The sequence below is a fragment of the Hydrotalea sp. AMD genome (assembly GCF_004100315.1).
GTDB classification, from domain to species: Bacteria; Bacteroidota; Bacteroidia; order Chitinophagales; family Chitinophagaceae; genus Hydrotalea; species Hydrotalea flava.
Map to the genome: position 1 here is coordinate 1 of NZ_SCKY01000024.1, position 17,255 is coordinate 17,255.

Sequence of the window (17,255 nt, forward strand, 5' to 3'; positions counted from 1 at the left end):
AAAGGCAATATGCCTGGCAGATATGGAGAAATATCTTGAATCCCTAAAAGAACAGCTTGAACATCACATAGCAACACATATAGGCCAGTCTAACATGCCATCCTAAATTACTATGAATCAATTGCCTTATGGAGGCAGGATTGTATTCAATTACATGGAAAGTTCAAGGATTTGATTACCTTGCATTACAGATATGAAAATTATTGCTTCAATAATGGCTTTTGTTGTGTTGTTCCTTTCAGTGGAACCGGCTTTAGCATTATTGAAGAAAAAACAATCAACTGAATGTTGTGGCGGAGGTTGCCACAAAACGGGTAATGAACAGAAACAGGAACCATCAAGCAACAATAATTCCCAAAACAATAATTGTAACCCTTTTCAATCATGCGCAAGCAACATTTGCAGCTTCACAGTAACTTCTTCTTTTTTCAATATTAAGGAGCCTCACTTTTATTCAAATAACTTTACTCCCTTTTCCGAAAACTTCCGCTCACAATTTGCTCCTGACTTCTGGCAACCGCCTAAGATAAGTTAATGAACTCCCCGACTATCTGTTTGATGTTATGTCTTTAGCTCATACTAAAGGCGTATTCTTATTCATTAACTCAAAAATTATTTTCAATGAAATCAAAATATTTCAGTGTAATGGCGTTGCTGTTTGCAATGTCGTTCACAATTGCACAGGTTAGTTGTGCCCAAACACCTAATCCACAATCAAAAGCTTCAAATCCTAACGATACAACTGTTACTGTAAAAGTATCAGGCATAACCTGTTCTGGTGATTTAAAAATGATTGCCGACAATGTAGAGAAAATGAATGGCGTAAGCAGTTGTAAGCAAGTGGGTAAAATGTCAACTTCCACAAGCTTTGAAGTGAAATTTGATGGCACAAAAATATCTTATTCAGAACTGGTAAAAGCCATTGAAGGTACGGCAAGCTGCGACCACCCAGACCAGCGGCCATATAAGGTAAAGGCAAAAAATTAAATTCATTAACAAACAGTATTGGCGCAGGTGTGAACATGCCTGTGCCAATACCTAAACTCCGTCAAATGAAAAAAATATTCATTTGCTTGTGCTTGTTAATGTTTTATTCATTTTCCTATGCACAAGCTGATACACTGCCACATGTACTTATTAAAAGGATTAGTGGTACTAAACTGTATGCTTCGGAATTAACAAACAAAAACAAACCTGTTTTAATTGCTTTCTGGGCTACCTGGTGCAAATTCTGTTTGGCAGAGCTTTCGGCAATTTCATCCCAATACCAATTATGGAAAGACTCAACCGGTATAAAACTGGTTGCTATTTCTACAGATGAAGGAGTAACAGAAGAATACATCAAAAGCTTTACAGAACGCCGCAATTGGCCTTTTGAAATCTATTGGGATTATAAAAAAGCTGTCAAGAAATCGCTTGGTATAGAGGAAATTCCTCACCTCTTGTTAGTTGATAACGGAGGTAGAATCATTTGGCAGAAAATTGGCTTCAACCCAGGTGATGAAACAATCATTTTCATAAAGCTTAAAGAGCTTTTACCAACTCAAAAAAATTAAGAGATGAAGGTACTATATATAATAACTGCAATAATTTTTATGATGCCAGGCATTTCAGCCGCACAATCACTCAAAGGCAAAGTTGTAACTGAAAACAATAAACCACTTGCAGGCGCAAGTGTACATTGGTTAGATTTACCCAATGGAACTATTACCGACAGTCTTGGAATATTTGAGCTGCAATTTTCAAAAAACACAGTCAAAAAACTAGTCGTTAGTTATGTTGGTTACCGGTCTGACACTATTGCAATCAACAATGAAGAAGCAGTGGAAATCAGGCTTGCGGAGGGTAAGCAATTAGGTGAAGTTATAGTAACTGGAAAACGACCCGGGATTTATATTTCAGAAATCAGCCCCATAAAAACCGAAGTAATAACAAAAGTGGAACTAAAAAAAGCCGCCTGCTGCGATTTGGCCGGTTGTTTTGAAACACAGGCGTCAGTTCAGCCACAAACTACCAATGTAATTACCAACTCTAAAGAATTACGAATACTTGGTTTATCCGGTGTTTACAACCAGGTGCTGATTGACGGGATGCCGATGATACAGGGACTTTCTTATACTTATGGCATCAGCAGCATACCGGGTACACTGGTTGACAATATTTATATTTCTAAAGGAGCAAACTCTGTGATACAGGGTTTTGAAAGCATAAGCGGTCAAATAAACGTAGAAACAAAAGAGCCTGATAACACCGATAAGCTTCTGTTGAATTTGTATGCAAATAGTTTTTTGGAAAAACATCTGAATGCCAACTATTCATTTAAATATAAGAAATGGAGTAGCCTTGCAGCATTTCATACAGTGCAACCTGCCAACAGGATTGACAGGGATAATGATAAGTTTATGGACCTCCCCTTGCTTACCAGGTATATGATTTCAAACAAATGGAAATATGGAAATGACAGGGACTGGGGTTGGAGTTCCAGGATTGGTATCCGTTATCTGAATGAACAAAGAATTGGCGGGCAAACAAATTTTAATATCAATACAGATAAAGGCACTACAAATGCTTACGGCCAAACTGTAAATATTCAGCAACCTGAGTTATGGACAAAAACCAGTTATCGTTTCAACGATAAACATAAAATTACATTCATTGGGTCATCATTTTATCAAAATCAGCACTCGTTTTTTGGTACTACAAAATACTCAGCCAGTCAAACAAATATTTATGCTAACCTGCAGTATGAATTATTGTACAAAGAAAAACACATACTAAAAACAGGTATAAGTTACAGGCATCTTTCTCTGAATGAGGATATTTCTTTTACAGCAAATCCGTTAAACAGAACCTTTGCAGGGAGATATCAAAGAATAGAAAATATCCCTGGCATTTTCGCCGAAAATACATTTAACTGGAAAGGTGATAAGTTGGTTTGGATTACAGGCATTCGTGCAGATTTTCATAACCAGTTCGGCACTTATATCACTCCAAGAACTTTACTTAAATATGAAATAAAAGAAAATTCAACCTTCAGGGCATCTGTAGGCACAGGATGGAGAACTGTAAATCTCTTTAGTGAAAATGTTGGTTTATTGGCAAGCTCAAGGGATATAGTTTTTACAGAGCAGTTAAAGCCGGAAAAAGCAATAAATTTTGGTGCAAATTTTACACAGAAGTTTGATAGTAAAAATATTGAGGGATATATCAGTATTGATTATTACCGAACCCAATTTCAAAATCAGATTTTTCCTGATTATGATGCCAGCCCATCTAAAGCAATCATTTCTAATTTCACTGGCAAATCAATTTCTGATGGTTTTCAGGTTGAAGCGTATTCAAAGTTTTTCAGTCGCTTTGAGGCTAAAGCAGCTTATGTGTATTTGGATGTGTACCGTAAAGTAAATGGGAGAAAATTTGTTCTTCCGTTTAATCCGGCACATAAAATTCTATCAACTCTTTCTTATAAGCCTTTAACCAGCAAATGGCATTTAGATGTAAACATACATTGGTACGGAGTACAGCAATTGCCCAATACATCTGCTAATCCGCCGGAGTTTCAGCGGCCTCAAAAATCAAAACCATTTACGCTTGTCAATGCACAGTTCACCAAAACATGGAAACAGTTTGAGGTATATGCAGGTTGTGAAAACATTTTTGACTTCAGGCAGCAACGGCCAATCATAAGCTGGCAAAATCCTTTCAGTCCTTATTTTGATACATCTTCTGTTTGGGGGCCAACAAGAGGAAGAGAATTATATCTGGGAGTTAGATTTATGATAAAATAAAAAAGGGTTCCTAAATCAACAGGATGTAATTATATAATATGGATGGTGATGTACTCCCTATCCTTCTTGCCTTTAGTTGGCGGCCCGCTGTACAAACAGTGATTCGCATGAACTATCATTTCAACTGGCAGGTTTTCAATTTGAGGTAAGCAGTTACATTTAACCATCAGCATAAATGGCAATAGCACCTTTCTCAAATGCTGAACTCATAATCTTCAGAGGTAATTTACCTGGACAGTATTTTGTTGTTTCTATCAGATAAACAACTCTCAGGTTGGTAAGTGGTTTTAGCCATTTCAGATACTCCTGAAGATGTTCCGCAATTTGCCTGACCTTTGTATTAGGCTTCTCTTTTATTACAAGCACAAATATGCCATTCTTTTCATTAGTCAGAAATCTGGCTGCTTTCAGCATTGCACCCAAATATCCTTTGCGGCTGGTGCCTGTATCACATTCCATAATGATATAATCATTTTCCTTTTTTAAAACAGTATCGGGTTTATATCCTTTAGCAAGCTGACCGCCTGAATTTAGAACTGAATAGCCTTCGGCATTGTGCAAGAGATTCTTAAATAACTTGTCTTTCATTTGTTCCTGTATAAACTATGGCTTGATATTCTGTAAAGTAAAGAAGATTCTATTTCAAGTGTGTCAAAATACAATTCAATATCAGACTTGCTCTTGCAGTAGCAAATTCTTCAAATCTATCCTCTGTCCACAAGGTTTCATCAGCAGGAATTAAATGTCGCTTTACAAAAGCTGCTTTATCTGTTACATGATTATTAATCCAGTCTTTGAAAGGGCTTGCATTTTTTAATCCTCTGTTAGTGCTGAAATCTATTAGTTGAGAGTTTCTGATACTATTGATTTTTGCTGATTCAATCTTTAGAGATTCTAATATTGATTTAGGCATGATGTGGTCAATATCATTTATTCTAATAGTCTGTCCTCTGTCGCACATCAGGTAATAAACAAATGAACTTTCTAATTCATCGAGGTTATCGATAGTATAAGTTCTGGTAAACGTAATTGGATGGTCTGTATAAACCTGGAACAATTCATCGGTTGGGAAATCTTTGTTCTTAAAATGCTGCATCTTATCTAATAGCTTACGGATGCCTGTTTTGTATGGTATCCATCCAGCGCCTTTACTTTTGAAAACCCCATTAATAAGTGAATGGTAAATCCATTTTTCCATTTTAGGATACTCTGTATTTTTAGCATCAAAATTGGCAAAGAATCTACCCAGTTCAGCATCGCTTATTTGCTTATGAAAAAGATGATAAGCAATAAAAAACAATGGAATAAAAGAACGGTTACCATCCTTATAGTAGTAATATAATTTTGAATTGATAAGAAAATCCTTGAGGCATTTCAGAGTAATTTTAATCCTATCCCTGTTTTTTATAGCAAATTGAGCATCGGCTGCTTCAATTGCAGCCATCTCTTTTTTGTGATTGTCCTGCAGCAGGAAAATCAATTTAATAAGATTATCCTGTGTTAGTCCAATTTCTTCATAGCTCTTTAAGGTTTCTTCTAAAAAACCTTCCATCTCCCATTCAAATCCTTTGAGCACAGAAGCTACCAAATCAAACGAAGAAAGCTTTGTGCCGCCATCGTTCAATCTTCGGAATAACTCAACGATTCTTTGTTTATTGGTTATTTCATCAAATGACTTATTCACTGACACTTTTGAAATACCAAGACAATCCGCTGTCAAGGTATTCTTGTAAAACGCTTTTATGTTTTTTTCAACATGTTTTGTTTGAATAGCATCCTGTATATTTTGTACCTTTATTATTTCTTCAGCAACCTGGTCTTCATCGTTGGTGTCTTTTAATCTTTTTAGCAAGGAACTGGCAAGATACCAGTTATGTTCAGGTATTGTTCTGTCTTCATTTCCCTTTGACTGTTTCGGAAGTTTACTTTCTTCCTTTTCAAACTTAAATTCAAATTCAGTATTATAATCACTGAACAAGTCAAAATATAAAACTTTGCCATTAAAACTCCCTTTTAGCCCTATATAAAAGGATTGCAATCGCTGTTGCCCGTCAATAACGAAATTTTGTAATTGGGTTAGAGTATCTACTTGTCTTGAATTTATGATGCCACCATCTTTTGTAAATGTCCTGTAATTAAAAAGTGGTTTACTTCCCTTTTCTTCCTCAATCACCATAATGCCGCCAAAAGAGTCACCTTTCAATAATGTATCAAACAGCAGTTCCATTTTTTCCTCATCCCAAACCAGTCTTCGCTGAATAACGGGGAGAACAAATTTTTCCTCTTCTATTTCGTTGATTACGTCTGATATTTTATATGATTTCCAGATTGCCATAAACAGTTAGTTATTGAATTGCTAATTTAGACTGATTTTCTTAATTATCAGGGAGACCCGGCACAGTCCTTCTGCCTTTTCAAACATTCTCCTTTATTATGACAGATGGCAGAACCACTGTGCCGGACAATGAACTCAGCAATTGAGTTTGGCTATCGGCAGATATACATAACCTGTCCTGCCAAACACAATTCCAGATAAATAAAGAAGCCATATACATTTGTAATCTAATCCTGAATGCTATATGTTGATTTTTGCTTACGGCTCAAATATGAATCTGAACAGGCTTACAAAAAGGGTTCCTTCGGCAGTGAAGGTTACCAACGCATTTCTTCCGGGATACAGATTAGTTTGTAACAAAGTAAGCAAGGATGGTTCTGCAAAAGCCAATATTATAAAGATTGATAATCTTGCTGAATTGGTTTGGGGAGTGTTGTTCACCATTAATAGTAATGAAAAATATTTGCTTGATAAAGCAGAAGGTTTAGGCATGGGTTACAATGAAGATATATTGACTTTTTTTGATGACATCAACAATACTTACACTGCCCAGGTTTATATTGCCGACAGTAACTCTATAGATAATACTTTGCTACCGTATGATTGGTATAAAGAATTTATTATAAGCGGTGCAATCCAAAATAAATTACCTGCTGAATATATTTCACAACTACAATCTATTATTTGCATTCGTGACCATGATGAAGAAAGAAGAACAAAAAACTATTCTATTCTTTCAGGAAAGTAGTATTTTTTTGTTACCGGCTTTTAAATCTTTGTGCATCTTCCGGTGCGACGCTCCGTTCATCGTTCTGTTCTTCTATCATCAATAGACCCGGCGCAATCCTTTCTCCATTTATATAAATCGTTACTCCTTCGTCATAACGAAACGGCGAAACCATTGCACCGGATAAAGATTATTGGGAATTGAGATTGGCTTCTCCACCAGATTCCAGAAATCGCTCCTGCCAAACACAATTCCAGGCATTCATATATTCCTGATACTTTAAAGAATACCCCTATCATTTCGCAAATAAGAATCCATAAATAGTAATAACCCGTTTTGTAAGAAAATGGGCAAAAGCGAAAGCGAAGCTATGCGGCTGCGATAATGATTTATCAAAGTGCAAAAAGACTACGGCATAAACAAGAATATACCACACTACTTACGATTTTATTTATTCCGTTTCCTTTTTGCTTCCATGCAGCCGCCTTACTGTAATGCTTTCTTTTTTTCCATTTTTTCTTTTACAAAACATTTTTTTTCATCATCAGAACACAATTAAACAATCATTTTTTAAACATTTAAAAATTCAGTTATGGAAATCATCGGAAGAATTACAGCAGACGCAACCATTATCGAAACAAAAGCAGGGAAAAAAGTGGTGAACTTTTCCATTGCTATTAATGACACTTACAAAGCAAAAGGCAGTACCGAAGTACAAAAAATTGTAACCTATGTAAACTGTTCGTACTGGATTAATCCGGGTGTATCGTCTTATTTAACCAAAGGTACTTTGGTAGAATGTTATGGCCGTATTAGTGCAAACGCCTGGACGAACAAAGAAGGCGAAGTAAAAGCCAGTCTTACATTCCATGTAAATACCATCAAACTGCATGGCCGTTCTACTGGTGGTAATGCAACACCTGCACCTGTAGTGCCAATGAACACCACACCTGCGGCAGTTTCAGAAGTTGCAGAGGATTTACCATTTTAACTTTCATGGCATCCCGTCAAACGGCGGGATGCCTTTCATTTTTTAATCATTCAAAAAATTATAACTATGGCACACAATATCAATTTTAATGAACAAACAGGTAAACACAGTTTCTTTTCAGTAAATGAAAAGGCATGGCATGGTTTGGGGCAAATTGTACAGGATTATCCCACCAGTAAAGAAGCATTGCAATTTGCAGGGCTTGATTTTGAAGTTTCCAAAAGACCTAATATTCACAGATTGGATAATGGAAACGAAATAGTTTCCAACAGTTCTTTTTATACTTACCGCCCTGATACCAACGCCATATTGGGTGACCGTTTGGGTAAAGATTATGAAGTAGTACAAAATGCAGATGCCTTTAGTTTTTTTGATGCTATTGTAGATGGTGATGGCATCCAATACGAAACCGCAGGAGCATTAGGCAAAGGCGAGAAGATTTTTATAACAGCCAAACTTCCCGGTTATATCAAAGTGGGCAATGATGATATGATTGAAAAGTATTTATTTCTTACCACTTCGCATGATGGTTTTGGAAGCATCATGGCGGCATTTACACCTACAAGAATTGTTTGTAACAATACCCTCAGTGCCGCTTTGAGAAACTGTAGTAATTCCGTTAAAATTCGTCATACTGTCAATGCGAAAGAACGGCTGGAGGAAGCTCACAAAGTAATGGGAATATCTAACCAGCTTTCTGTACAGTTAGAAGGGATTTTTAACCAATGGGCAAAGGTTCGTATTACCGATAAGGAAGTACAGAAGCTAATACAAATGGCGATGGTTCCTAATAAAGAGGTATTGCAAAACATTCAGAAAGGAGAACTGGATGAACTGAGTACTTGTTTTAAAAATATGTGTGATGATGTGTATGAATATAACATGAGCAGCCTATCGCAGCAATACGAAACCACAAAAGGAACGGTGTTTGGAGCTTACAACGCTATTACCGGCTATTTTCAGAATGTAAGAAATTACAAAGATGATGAAGCCAAAATGAAATCCTTATTGTACGGAGGAACGGCACAGTTAAGAACACAAAAAGCCTTTCAACTTTGTGAGGATTTTGTAAAGAGTGAAATGGTGGGTATTTATAATTGACGATTATTAAGGGGCATTGCAAAATGCCCCTTAAACTTGTAAAAAAGCTGCCCCGCAACATCGTGGTAGAGTTTACAAAATGGCGGGGCAGCTTGAGGTTTTGGTGATAATAGATTGTAATGGTAAATTTGGATAATGCACTATGCTATGCAAATAGAACCAATTAGGAAAGCCCTGATAATCGGTTCCCCCGGTATTGAGGGTGTGGACTATTTATATAGCACCTCAACAGATGTCACGAATATCAAAAATCACTTGCTTTCTTCAAGGGGAGGTAAATGGAAGGATAACGAGATACAAGTGTTATGGGATCCGGGCATTGCAGAATTAGCTGCAATTGTAGAAAACACAATTGCAGATTATCTTTTTGTTTATTATGCTGGACACGGTTATGAGACTACTATCAGAGAAAGAAAAATATGCTTATGTGATGCAGATGTTTCTGACTTTTTTCTGCTGAATAATAGTCCCCGGCAATTAATAGTGATTGATGCCTGCCGGGAAAAAGAATATCCCGCAATCAGCGGTATTCCGGAGGAGGAAGAATGGTTGCCTTTTGATGGTTATTATCCGGAAAGAGAGGCATTTGATAATTATATTTTGCAATCGCCGGTTGGAAAGAAAATAATTCATGCAACAAAAAGTGGGTTTGCTTCATGGGAAGATGTAAATGGTAGAGGTGGCATATTTACGACCAGTTTAATACTAAGTGCAAGAAAAATTCAATGCGCTGCTCTTTATGCTCCGCATAGTATAGAACAATCACTCAAAAAGGCAAGAAAGATTATTAAACAGTCAGGCGATGAACAAGAACCTGAGATAGTTTATTCAAGCGGCAACATGCAGGTACCGTTTGCTGTTTACGTTAAGACTGAAGCTAAAGCGGTTTATTCAAATTTCTCCAATCATAATAAGCCCCGAACTATCTCAAGAAGAGAGCCATCAAATTCTGGAGCTTTAGCCTTGGGTTTAATATTACTTGGGATTGTTTTAATAGCTAATAGTTCCGATTAAAAGCTTCTTATTTTCTTCATTAATTCTCCCACAAAGTTCGCCTTTTGTCTCCGTGGCGGCAATGAAATTCCGGCATAAAAAAGCTGTTCACACATAATTTAAGATACTATTTATTCCGTTGCTTCATTGCCTTGGTCGCCAAAAGACGGGACAGGTTCCATAATTAATTTTTAAATCTTTAAAATGAAATGTTATGGAACAGTTAGTAATGAATTTTCCGGAATGGACAAGAGTAGCTGAAGTAGAATTGGTGTATAAAACAAAAGTAAAGGCTTCTGAGCGGCCAAAGATTTCCAGCGTTAAAGATTGTTATCAATTGCTGAAAGAACTATGGAATGAAAACACTATTGAGATGCAGGAAGAATTTAAAGTGTTGCTATTGAACAGGGGTAACAAAGTAATTGGTGTTTATGAAGCTTCCGCAGGTGGTATTACAGGTACAGTGGCAGACCCAAGATTGATACTGGCTGCTGCTATTAAATCTCTTGCTGTAAGCATTATTCTTTCTCACAATCATCCGTCAGGAAATCTAAAACCAAGCAGGGCTGATGAAGAATTAACTCAAAAGATAAAAGTTGCTGCTTCTTACCACGATATAAAAGTGATAGACCACATTATTATTACCTGCGAAGGGTATTATAGCTTTGCTGATGAGGGGTTATTGTAAGCCCCTCTAAATCATTCTATTTCATTCTCTTAACTAAAAATGCTATTTTCGGTATATGACCTTTGAGGAAATTCTTGTACAATTTAAAACAGCCAAACCTTTACTGCTTTTAAGGGCTAAAAATGCTGCATTTATTATTTCCTTTTTCCAAAAGGTATTTTCAGATGCAAACGTAACCACCATTACAAATAGCGAATTGCGAAGTAAGCTGGAAGGATATATGGAAGAACTGTCTTATGAAGAAAAAGATGAAGAACTGGATGCCGGGACATTGTTTGATGACTTCTCAATCAGGGCATCACAGTACATTGATAAATGGAGCAATGGCGGATTCTTAAGTAAATATCCCAACGATGAAGGCGAAGACCTGCATGAATTAACTCCAGACACTCGTAAGGCTTTAAAATGGATTGCTGATTTAGAACGCAGGGAACATGTAGGAACAAACAGCCGTTTCAAGGATATTTTCTTTAAGCTTCAAAAAATGATTGAACAGACTAACGAAGATGCAGAAGCAAGAATAGAAGAATTGCAAAAGAAAAAATGGGCTATTGAAGACGAGATAAACCTGTTAAAGTCTGGAAAGAAACCATCAGTGTTTGATGAAACAGAGATTAAAGAACAATTTTACGATCTAAACAAAATGGCAAGGGAACTGCTTGCAGATTTCAGCGAAGTAGAACAGAACTTTGAACAAATAAGAAAGGATATACAACGGAAGTACACAGAAAAAGATATAGCTAAAGGTACATTATTGGTATTTGCTTTGGATGCCCTTGATGACATTGACCAGAAGCCACAGGGAAAAAGTTTTAAAGCTTTTTGGGAATTTTTGATGGACGAAAGAAGACAACAGGAATTTACACAACTTACGGAAAGACTTTATCATCTTTTGAATGAACACAATATTGATTATAATAACGACAGGTTTTTAAAACACCTGAAGCGCTACCTGCATGTATCAGGACGTAAAGTGATTGATTCAAACAGAAAATTAAGCGAAAAAATTAGCCGTGTACTTTCTGAAAAAAATATGCTGGAAAGAAGGCGGGCAATGGAGTTGATTGGCGATATAAGGCAAATGGCTTATTCCCTTATTGAAACAAAAATAAAGGAAGATGATTTTATAGTTATTGAGGATGAGCCCTACATTAATCTTTTTGACAGATGGGAACCCGGTGAAGAGAAAGACGATATTACGGGCATATTATTCCCTGATGGCACCGGCGAAGATGGGGATGCCGATTTTAAATTACTCTTTGACCAGTTTACAATTGACAGAAAGAAACTATTACAGAGAATTGATACTATGCTTGAAGAAAAGACTCAGGTTACATTGAAAGAAATTATTGATGAATATGGAATTGAAAATGGACTGAGTGAAATAGTTGGTTATTTTTCGATAGCTACTTCAAGTACGCATCATATAATAATAGAAGAAGCGAAAGAGCCAATTTTAATTGGTGAAAGAAAGGTAAATGTGCCAATGGTGATTTATACACGGCCAACAACAAATTAATATGGAAACAAAAATAGCAAGAGCTCCATTTGCAGCAGTAATTATTAAACTATTGCAAGGGCCGGTTTATGCAGATGATAAAAACATCTGGCGGGAATTATTAGGTTGGCAATCTGCCATACAGGAATATTTCGGTAAAATAGGTATGGAACTTATCATTAATGAGCCAGATGGTTTTGCAAGGATTATGCAACCTGAAACTGATGAAAATGATGATAATCCATTGCCACGCCTTATGAAAAAGCAGTCTTTAAATTATGAGGCTACATTGCTTGCTGTAATGCTGAGGGAAGGGCTTGAAGAATTTGATGTTAAAAGTGACGGAACAAAATTCTATCTCACCCAAAAAGAAATAAAAGAACGGATAGAATTGTTTTCTAAAGAACAAACCAACAAAAGTAAATTATGGAAAGACTTGTCAAAGCCAATAACCAGTTTAATAAATATTGGCATCCTGAAACTCAACCGGGAAGATAGTGTCAATAAAGACAATAACCAGTATGAAATAAAAAGAATTATCAAAGCCTTTATCAGTAATGATAAGCTTGAAGAAATAAAGAATAAGTTAAGCAACTATGTCAACCCTGTTCAGTAATAATAATTCAGATAATGGATACCGGCTTAGATACCTGGAGGTGTTTAACTGGGGTACATTCAATGGTAAGGTATATAAACTACAGCCCGATGGCCGCACTTCTCTGCTTACAGGTGCAAATGGCAGTGGCAAAACGACGTTGATTGATGCGTTACTTACTATACTTGTACCTACTAATAAAAGATTTTATAACCAATCTTCGGGTGCTGAATCCAAAAAAGAACGGGATGAAAATTCCTATTTCTGGGGCTATCATGGTAAAACATTTTCTGAAGCAGAGGAAAAGTCAAAGACGGAACAGTTGCGTACCAAAGCGGATAATCCTTATTCAGTTCTACTCGCCTGTTTTCAAAATTCAGGCACACAACATACAATTACATTGGTGCAGGCGAGGTGGTTTGGTAATGGCGGACTGCAAAAGGTATTTATTGTTTCACCTTATCCCCTGAATATAAATGACAACTTTGGAAAAGACCATTTTGACTTTAGAGGCGACTGGAAGAAAAAGCTGGTAAAACAATACGCCAAAACTGAAGTGTATAACAGCTTTAAAGAATATGCGGCCAGGTTTAGTGAACTGTTTGGTTTAAGAGACAAAGCTCTTTCACTTTTCAGCCAGACCGTGGGTATAAAAGTATTAGGTGACTTAACCAATTTCATACGCCAGGAAATGCTGGAGGAGGCAGATGCAGAAGAACAATTTAAAAGCCTTTACAATCATTATAGCGATTTATTAATAAGTCATAAGGCGATACAAAAAGACGAAAAGCAGCTTGAGCTTTTACAGCCTGTAATTGAAAATAAATCCAAGCTAACAGAATTACGGAGTAAAAAGGAAAAGCTGGATTTTATCGAAGAACAAATGCCCTTTTATCTTGGTAAAATTGAGTATGGATTATTGGAGAAAGATGTTGAAAGGCTTGAACTGGATATTGAAATTGCCACAAAGGATAAAGAGTTAGTTTCGGCTTCTGTAGATAGTCTTGATAAAGAAAAGGAGCATCTTATTACTCAAAGGGCTGCACTTAATATAGACAGCCAGGTCTCTTTGCTGAATAAAGATATTGACAGCGAAACAGAAAAACGAAATCGCAAGAGTGCTGAGAATACCCGGTATGTAAAATTCTGTGAACAGTTAAAGCTGGATACCGATATTGATGCAAATGTATTCAGAGATAATTATAATAAAATCCTTGAGTTAAACTCTTCAGTTCCGGCAGAAGCGGAAAAGTTTGGTGAAAAGAAATTGAGACTAAAAATTGAGCAGGAAAGTGTAAGTAATAAAATTGATAACCTGCAGCAGCAAATCACATCTCTTTTGTCCAGAAAAAACAGGATTCCCGACGACCTTATTAATGCAAGAAAAAGATTAGTCGATATACTGGAAACAACAGAAGATGAAATTCCGTTTGCAGGTGAATTAATCAAAGTGAAAACATCTGAACAGCTTTGGGAAGATTCAATTGAAAAACTATTACACAATTTCTCTATGCAACTTCTGGTTCCTGAAAAATTCAGCAAAGCAGCAAACCAGTTTATTTACAATAATGATATGCGAACAAAACTGGTATATTATAAAATTGAACGAAGACCTTCCAACAGTATTCTACGCTGGCCAGCGGATAACGATGCTTTAGTAAATAAATTGGAATTAAAGGAATCAGAATACACAAAATGGCTTGAAACCACACTGCTTGACAGATTTAATTATTATTGTACGGATGATTTAGAAGTGTTTTATGGTTCGCCAAAAGCCATTACTTCAAATGGTTTGATAAGAAATGTAAACAGGCATGAGAAAGATGACAGGCCGGGAAGATGGGATAAATCAAGATACAGGCTGGGATGGGATAATAAAGCAACCATTCAGTACCTGCTACAGCAAAAATCAAATGAAGAAAAACTCCATACTAAACTGTCTGATGAAATAAAAGAATTAACACCACTTATTTCGGTTTTACAATCAAAAGCCCAAACTATTTCTAACCTCATACAGATAAAAAATTATGACGACATAAATTCAGCTCAACATGCAGAAAAGATTAACGCATTGAACAAACAGGTGCAGGATTTAAAAAAATCATCTGATGCTTATGAATTAATCGTCAATCAAATAAAAGAAGTAGAAAAGCAACTGCAGACCCAGAAAGATAATAGAGATGCGCTGATAACAAAGATTAGTAAACTGGACGATGAATATAACAGTAAGAATCTGCATAAGTTTAATCTGAAGTTTGAAGAATTGCAGGAAGCAGGTGAACAGGTAATTATTGAATTTATAAATGAAGAAGAAATTGCTTCATCTGGTATGCAAACATTAGCGCAGTTTGACAGTATGGTGGCGCAGGCTGCCATTAAATTAAAAACAAGACAAAAAACAGCAGGCAATGCCGTTAATAAACTCGAACTTGATACCACTACATTAATTGCCGCCTTTAAAAATCCAGGAGAAAAAATCACCAACGAATTTGCTAACTGGAGCGGTGATGTAATGAACATAAAAGCAGACCTGACAGGGCTTGATGATTTGGAAGATTTATATAAAACTATAAAAACGCAGCGGCTGGTTGAACATAAACGAAGGTTCCGGGATTATATGGATAAAAGTATGCTGGATGCCCTTACAAGCTACAGGGCCTGGCTTAACAATGAACTGTGTAAAATTGAGGATATGATTGAAGAGTTGAATGTGCCACTCAAAAAAATAACTTTCAACCGAAATCCTGATACTTATCTTCAGTTGGAATGCCGACAGCTAAGGGGTGAAAATGAAATAAATATTTTCCGGGGTCAGTTAAATAGTGCCATACCTAATACACTGGATTTTGCTATTCAGAAAGATGAAAATTACCGGCAGGAAGTATTTAATAAAATAAAAGAGTTAATTACTGAATTGCAAAAGGAAGAAACCTGGCGAAGGAAAGTAACAGATGTAAGAAACTGGCTTGTATTCAGTGCCAGGGAATATTCGGCTGTAGAAAATAAAGCTGGTCAATATCATGATAACACAGCCAGTTATTCCGGTGGGCAAAAAGCACAATTTACTTATGCGATTTTAGGTGCAGCTATTGCCCACCAGTTTGGCATATTTCAGCAGGGTAAACAGCATAAGAGTCTCCGCTTTATTACGGTTGATGAAGCTTTTAGCAAATTGGACCCTGAAAAAAGCCGGTTCCTGATGGAATTTTGCGCCCAGTTAAATCTTCAAATTTTAGTAGTTACTCCATTGGATAAAATTAATATAGCAGAACCCTATATTAGCTCTGTTCATTTTGTAGAAATAAAAAACAAGAAAAGTTCTGTCCTGTACAATCTAACCATGGAACAGTATTACGAAAAGAAAGAAAGCTTTAAACAATTAGCCGAGACCAAAGAATGATTACGCCAAAAGAACTATTTGAGAAATCAACAAAGCAGTTTTTTAAAACTGTAAGTGCTGTGCTGAAAGGTGAAGAGGTATTTCCGTTAGTTATATCTTCTAATAAAAAAGTTTCCGGTACAAATTTCAGCGAATTGAAAGATGCTATTGTACCCTTGTATCAACATTCAAAAGATGCAAAAGGCAAAGGATACACTGTAGAGTGGAGAGAGAAAACAATTGATGGTACAAAACAAAAAATACCAGCCAAAATATATTTTGAAAGTTTTTCTGATTATCTTTTTTTTACAAAGAAGGTTGCTGGTTATTCAGCAATTTATAATGCCTTTAATTTGCTTACAGCATCCTTCCCAATATTATCAGAATGGGCGAAAGATAATGTACCATTTTTATTAAATGAATCAGGCAATCTGCCCGATTTAATAAAAGTCTGTAACTATTTTAGTAAGAATAAGCCGCCTCATAATTTGTATTTAAGGGAACTGCCCATAGAAGTTCATTCAAAATTTATTGAAGATAATACAGCAGCCCTGAAAAAGCTGTTAGACATACTATTACCACCAGATTGGATAAATAAAAATGAAACGAGTTTTTCAGGACGCTACTATATCAAAAAACCCAATGTTTATGCCCAAATAAGAATATTAGATGAGAGCCTGAAACATGCTGTTGGATTCGATGAAGTAGCACTAACTATAGACGATTCAGCCTTGCTAAACTGGCAACCAGAGAAGGTATTTATTATTGAAAACAGGGCTTGTTTTCTTTCGTTTCCCAAAATAAAAAATGCCGTAGCTATTTTTGGGGAAGGTTTTAAAAGCCGGGTAAGTAAACACATTCCATGGCTAGCTAAAGCAGAGCTTTACTGCTGGTTTGACCTTGATGCTGCTGGCTTTGAAATGCTGAATATCATCCGGCAATATTATCCTTCTGCATTAAGCTTATTGATGGACAAAGTAACTTATGAGCAGTTCAAACAGTTTGCAGTTACATCTACCTATAGAAAGTTGCAACTTGATATGCTAAATGAGGATGAAGTGTGGCTGTATGAATTCTTGCAAACAAATAATAAGAGATTAGAACAGGAAAGAATAACGAACAACTATATTTTGGAGAGGCTTAATTTAACAAGCCAATAA

At 36.2% G+C, this 17,255-nt stretch carries 15 protein-coding genes; 13 read left to right on the plus strand and 2 right to left on the minus strand.

Going from position 1 to position 17,255, the window contains the following annotated elements; all coding sequences use genetic code 11:
• The first annotated feature begins 193 nt into the window (after positions 1-193).
• The 4 genes from EO766_RS14915 (at position 194) to EO766_RS14930 (ending at position 3,788) form a co-directional block, all read left to right on the plus strand.
• Positions 194-535, plus strand: coding sequence for a hypothetical protein (locus EO766_RS14915; protein ID WP_143439617.1), 342 nt, complete (start codon positions 194-196; stop codon positions 533-535).
• 86 nt (positions 536-621) lie between these two features.
• Positions 622-987 (plus strand): heavy-metal-associated domain-containing protein, encoded by a 366-nt coding sequence (locus EO766_RS14920; protein WP_068241721.1) that lies wholly within the window; start codon positions 622-624, stop codon positions 985-987.
• Positions 988-1,052: 65 nt separating this feature from the next.
• Complete coding sequence (locus EO766_RS14925; RefSeq protein ID WP_167516783.1) at positions 1,053-1,556, plus strand: TlpA family protein disulfide reductase; 504 nt, start codon at positions 1,053-1,055, stop codon at positions 1,554-1,556.
• Between the two features lie 39 nt (positions 1,557-1,595).
• Complete coding sequence (locus EO766_RS14930; RefSeq protein WP_218836917.1) at positions 1,596-3,788, plus strand: TonB-dependent receptor; 2,193 nt, start codon at positions 1,596-1,598, stop codon at positions 3,786-3,788.
• A gap of 159 nt (positions 3,789-3,947) precedes the next feature.
• Here EO766_RS14930 and EO766_RS14935 read toward each other — a convergent pair whose 3' ends face one another.
• Positions 3,948-4,376 carry a hypothetical protein gene (locus EO766_RS14935; protein WP_068241726.1) on the minus strand — a complete coding sequence of 143 codons (429 nt, stop codon included), beginning with the start codon at positions 4,374-4,376 and terminating at the stop codon, positions 3,948-3,950.
• A gap of 49 nt (positions 4,377-4,425) precedes the next feature.
• A complete protein-coding gene (locus EO766_RS14940; RefSeq protein ID WP_068241727.1) occupies positions 4,426-6,123 on the minus strand; it encodes a DUF262 domain-containing protein in 1,698 nt (565 codons plus the stop codon).
• Positions 6,124-6,367: 244 nt separating this feature from the next.
• Here EO766_RS14940 and EO766_RS14945 point away from each other — a divergent pair, with 244 nt between their 5' ends.
• The 9 genes from EO766_RS14945 to EO766_RS14985 all read left to right on the plus strand — a co-directional run bounded on the left by EO766_RS14945 (position 6,368) and on the right by EO766_RS14985 (position 17,255).
• Positions 6,368-6,871, plus strand: coding sequence for a gamma-glutamylcyclotransferase family protein (locus EO766_RS14945; protein WP_068241729.1), 504 nt, complete (start codon positions 6,368-6,370; stop codon positions 6,869-6,871).
• A gap of 571 nt (positions 6,872-7,442) precedes the next feature.
• Entirely contained in the window at positions 7,443-7,841 is a 399-nt protein-coding gene (locus EO766_RS14950; RefSeq protein WP_068241731.1) for a single-stranded DNA-binding protein, read from the plus strand.
• A 66-nt stretch (positions 7,842-7,907) separates the two neighbouring features.
• Positions 7,908-8,942, plus strand: coding sequence for a DUF932 domain-containing protein (locus EO766_RS14955; RefSeq protein ID WP_074419601.1), 1,035 nt, complete (start codon positions 7,908-7,910; stop codon positions 8,940-8,942).
• 147 nt (positions 8,943-9,089) lie between these two features.
• Positions 9,090-9,956 (plus strand): caspase family protein, encoded by an 867-nt coding sequence (locus tag EO766_RS14960; protein ID WP_167516784.1) that lies wholly within the window; start codon positions 9,090-9,092, stop codon positions 9,954-9,956.
• Positions 9,957-10,149: 193 nt separating this feature from the next.
• The gene (locus EO766_RS14965; protein WP_068241737.1) at positions 10,150-10,623 is read left to right on the plus strand and encodes a JAB domain-containing protein; all 474 of its coding nucleotides are present in this window, start codon (positions 10,150-10,152) and stop codon (positions 10,621-10,623) included.
• Positions 10,624-10,678: 55 nt separating this feature from the next.
• Entirely contained in the window at positions 10,679-12,142 is a 1,464-nt protein-coding gene (locus tag EO766_RS14970; protein ID WP_068241739.1) for a DUF3375 domain-containing protein, read from the plus strand.
• Between the two features lies 1 nt (position 12,143).
• Positions 12,144-12,737 (plus strand): DUF4194 domain-containing protein, encoded by a 594-nt coding sequence (locus EO766_RS14975; RefSeq protein ID WP_068241741.1) that lies wholly within the window; start codon positions 12,144-12,146, stop codon positions 12,735-12,737.
• Positions 12,718-16,116: an ATP-binding protein gene (locus EO766_RS14980; protein ID WP_068241744.1), complete on the plus strand. Its 3,399-nt coding sequence runs from the start codon at positions 12,718-12,720 to the stop codon at positions 16,114-16,116. The genes EO766_RS14975 and EO766_RS14980 overlap by 20 nt, the downstream gene beginning before the upstream one ends.
• Entirely contained in the window at positions 16,113-17,255 is a 1,143-nt protein-coding gene (locus EO766_RS14985) for a Wadjet anti-phage system protein JetD domain-containing protein (RefSeq protein WP_068241746.1), read from the plus strand. Before EO766_RS14980 ends, EO766_RS14985 begins: the two co-directional genes overlap by 4 nt.

What these genes read in the sequence shown, in the direction of transcription:
- EO766_RS14940 (WP_068241727.1), bottom strand. Translation starts at nt 6,123, where the DNA reads ATGGCAATCTGGAAATCATATAAAATATCAGACGTAATCAACGAAATA.
- EO766_RS14930 (WP_218836917.1), top strand. Translation starts at nt 1,596, where the DNA reads ATGATGCCAGGCATTTCAGCCGCACAATCACTCAAAGGCAAAGTTGTA.
- EO766_RS14960 (WP_167516784.1), top strand. Translation starts at nt 9,090, where the DNA reads ATGCAAATAGAACCAATTAGGAAAGCCCTGATAATCGGTTCCCCCGGT.
- EO766_RS14965 (WP_068241737.1), top strand. Translation starts at nt 10,150, where the DNA reads ATGGAACAGTTAGTAATGAATTTTCCGGAATGGACAAGAGTAGCTGAA.
- EO766_RS14980 (WP_068241744.1), top strand. Translation starts at nt 12,718, where the DNA reads ATGTCAACCCTGTTCAGTAATAATAATTCAGATAATGGATACCGGCTT.
- EO766_RS14915 (WP_143439617.1), top strand. Translation starts at nt 194, where the DNA reads ATGAAAATTATTGCTTCAATAATGGCTTTTGTTGTGTTGTTCCTTTCA.
- EO766_RS14945 (WP_068241729.1), top strand. Translation starts at nt 6,368, where the DNA reads ATGTTGATTTTTGCTTACGGCTCAAATATGAATCTGAACAGGCTTACA.
- EO766_RS14935 (WP_068241726.1), bottom strand. Translation starts at nt 4,376, where the DNA reads ATGAAAGACAAGTTATTTAAGAATCTCTTGCACAATGCCGAAGGCTAT.
- EO766_RS14920 (WP_068241721.1), top strand. Translation starts at nt 622, where the DNA reads ATGAAATCAAAATATTTCAGTGTAATGGCGTTGCTGTTTGCAATGTCG.
- EO766_RS14925 (WP_167516783.1), top strand. Translation starts at nt 1,053, where the DNA reads ATGAAAAAAATATTCATTTGCTTGTGCTTGTTAATGTTTTATTCATTT.
- EO766_RS14985 (WP_068241746.1), top strand. Translation starts at nt 16,113, where the DNA reads ATGATTACGCCAAAAGAACTATTTGAGAAATCAACAAAGCAGTTTTTT.
- EO766_RS14950 (WP_068241731.1), top strand. Translation starts at nt 7,443, where the DNA reads ATGGAAATCATCGGAAGAATTACAGCAGACGCAACCATTATCGAAACA.
- EO766_RS14955 (WP_074419601.1), top strand. Translation starts at nt 7,908, where the DNA reads ATGGCACACAATATCAATTTTAATGAACAAACAGGTAAACACAGTTTC.
- EO766_RS14970 (WP_068241739.1), top strand. Translation starts at nt 10,679, where the DNA reads ATGACCTTTGAGGAAATTCTTGTACAATTTAAAACAGCCAAACCTTTA.
- EO766_RS14975 (WP_068241741.1), top strand. Translation starts at nt 12,144, where the DNA reads ATGGAAACAAAAATAGCAAGAGCTCCATTTGCAGCAGTAATTATTAAA.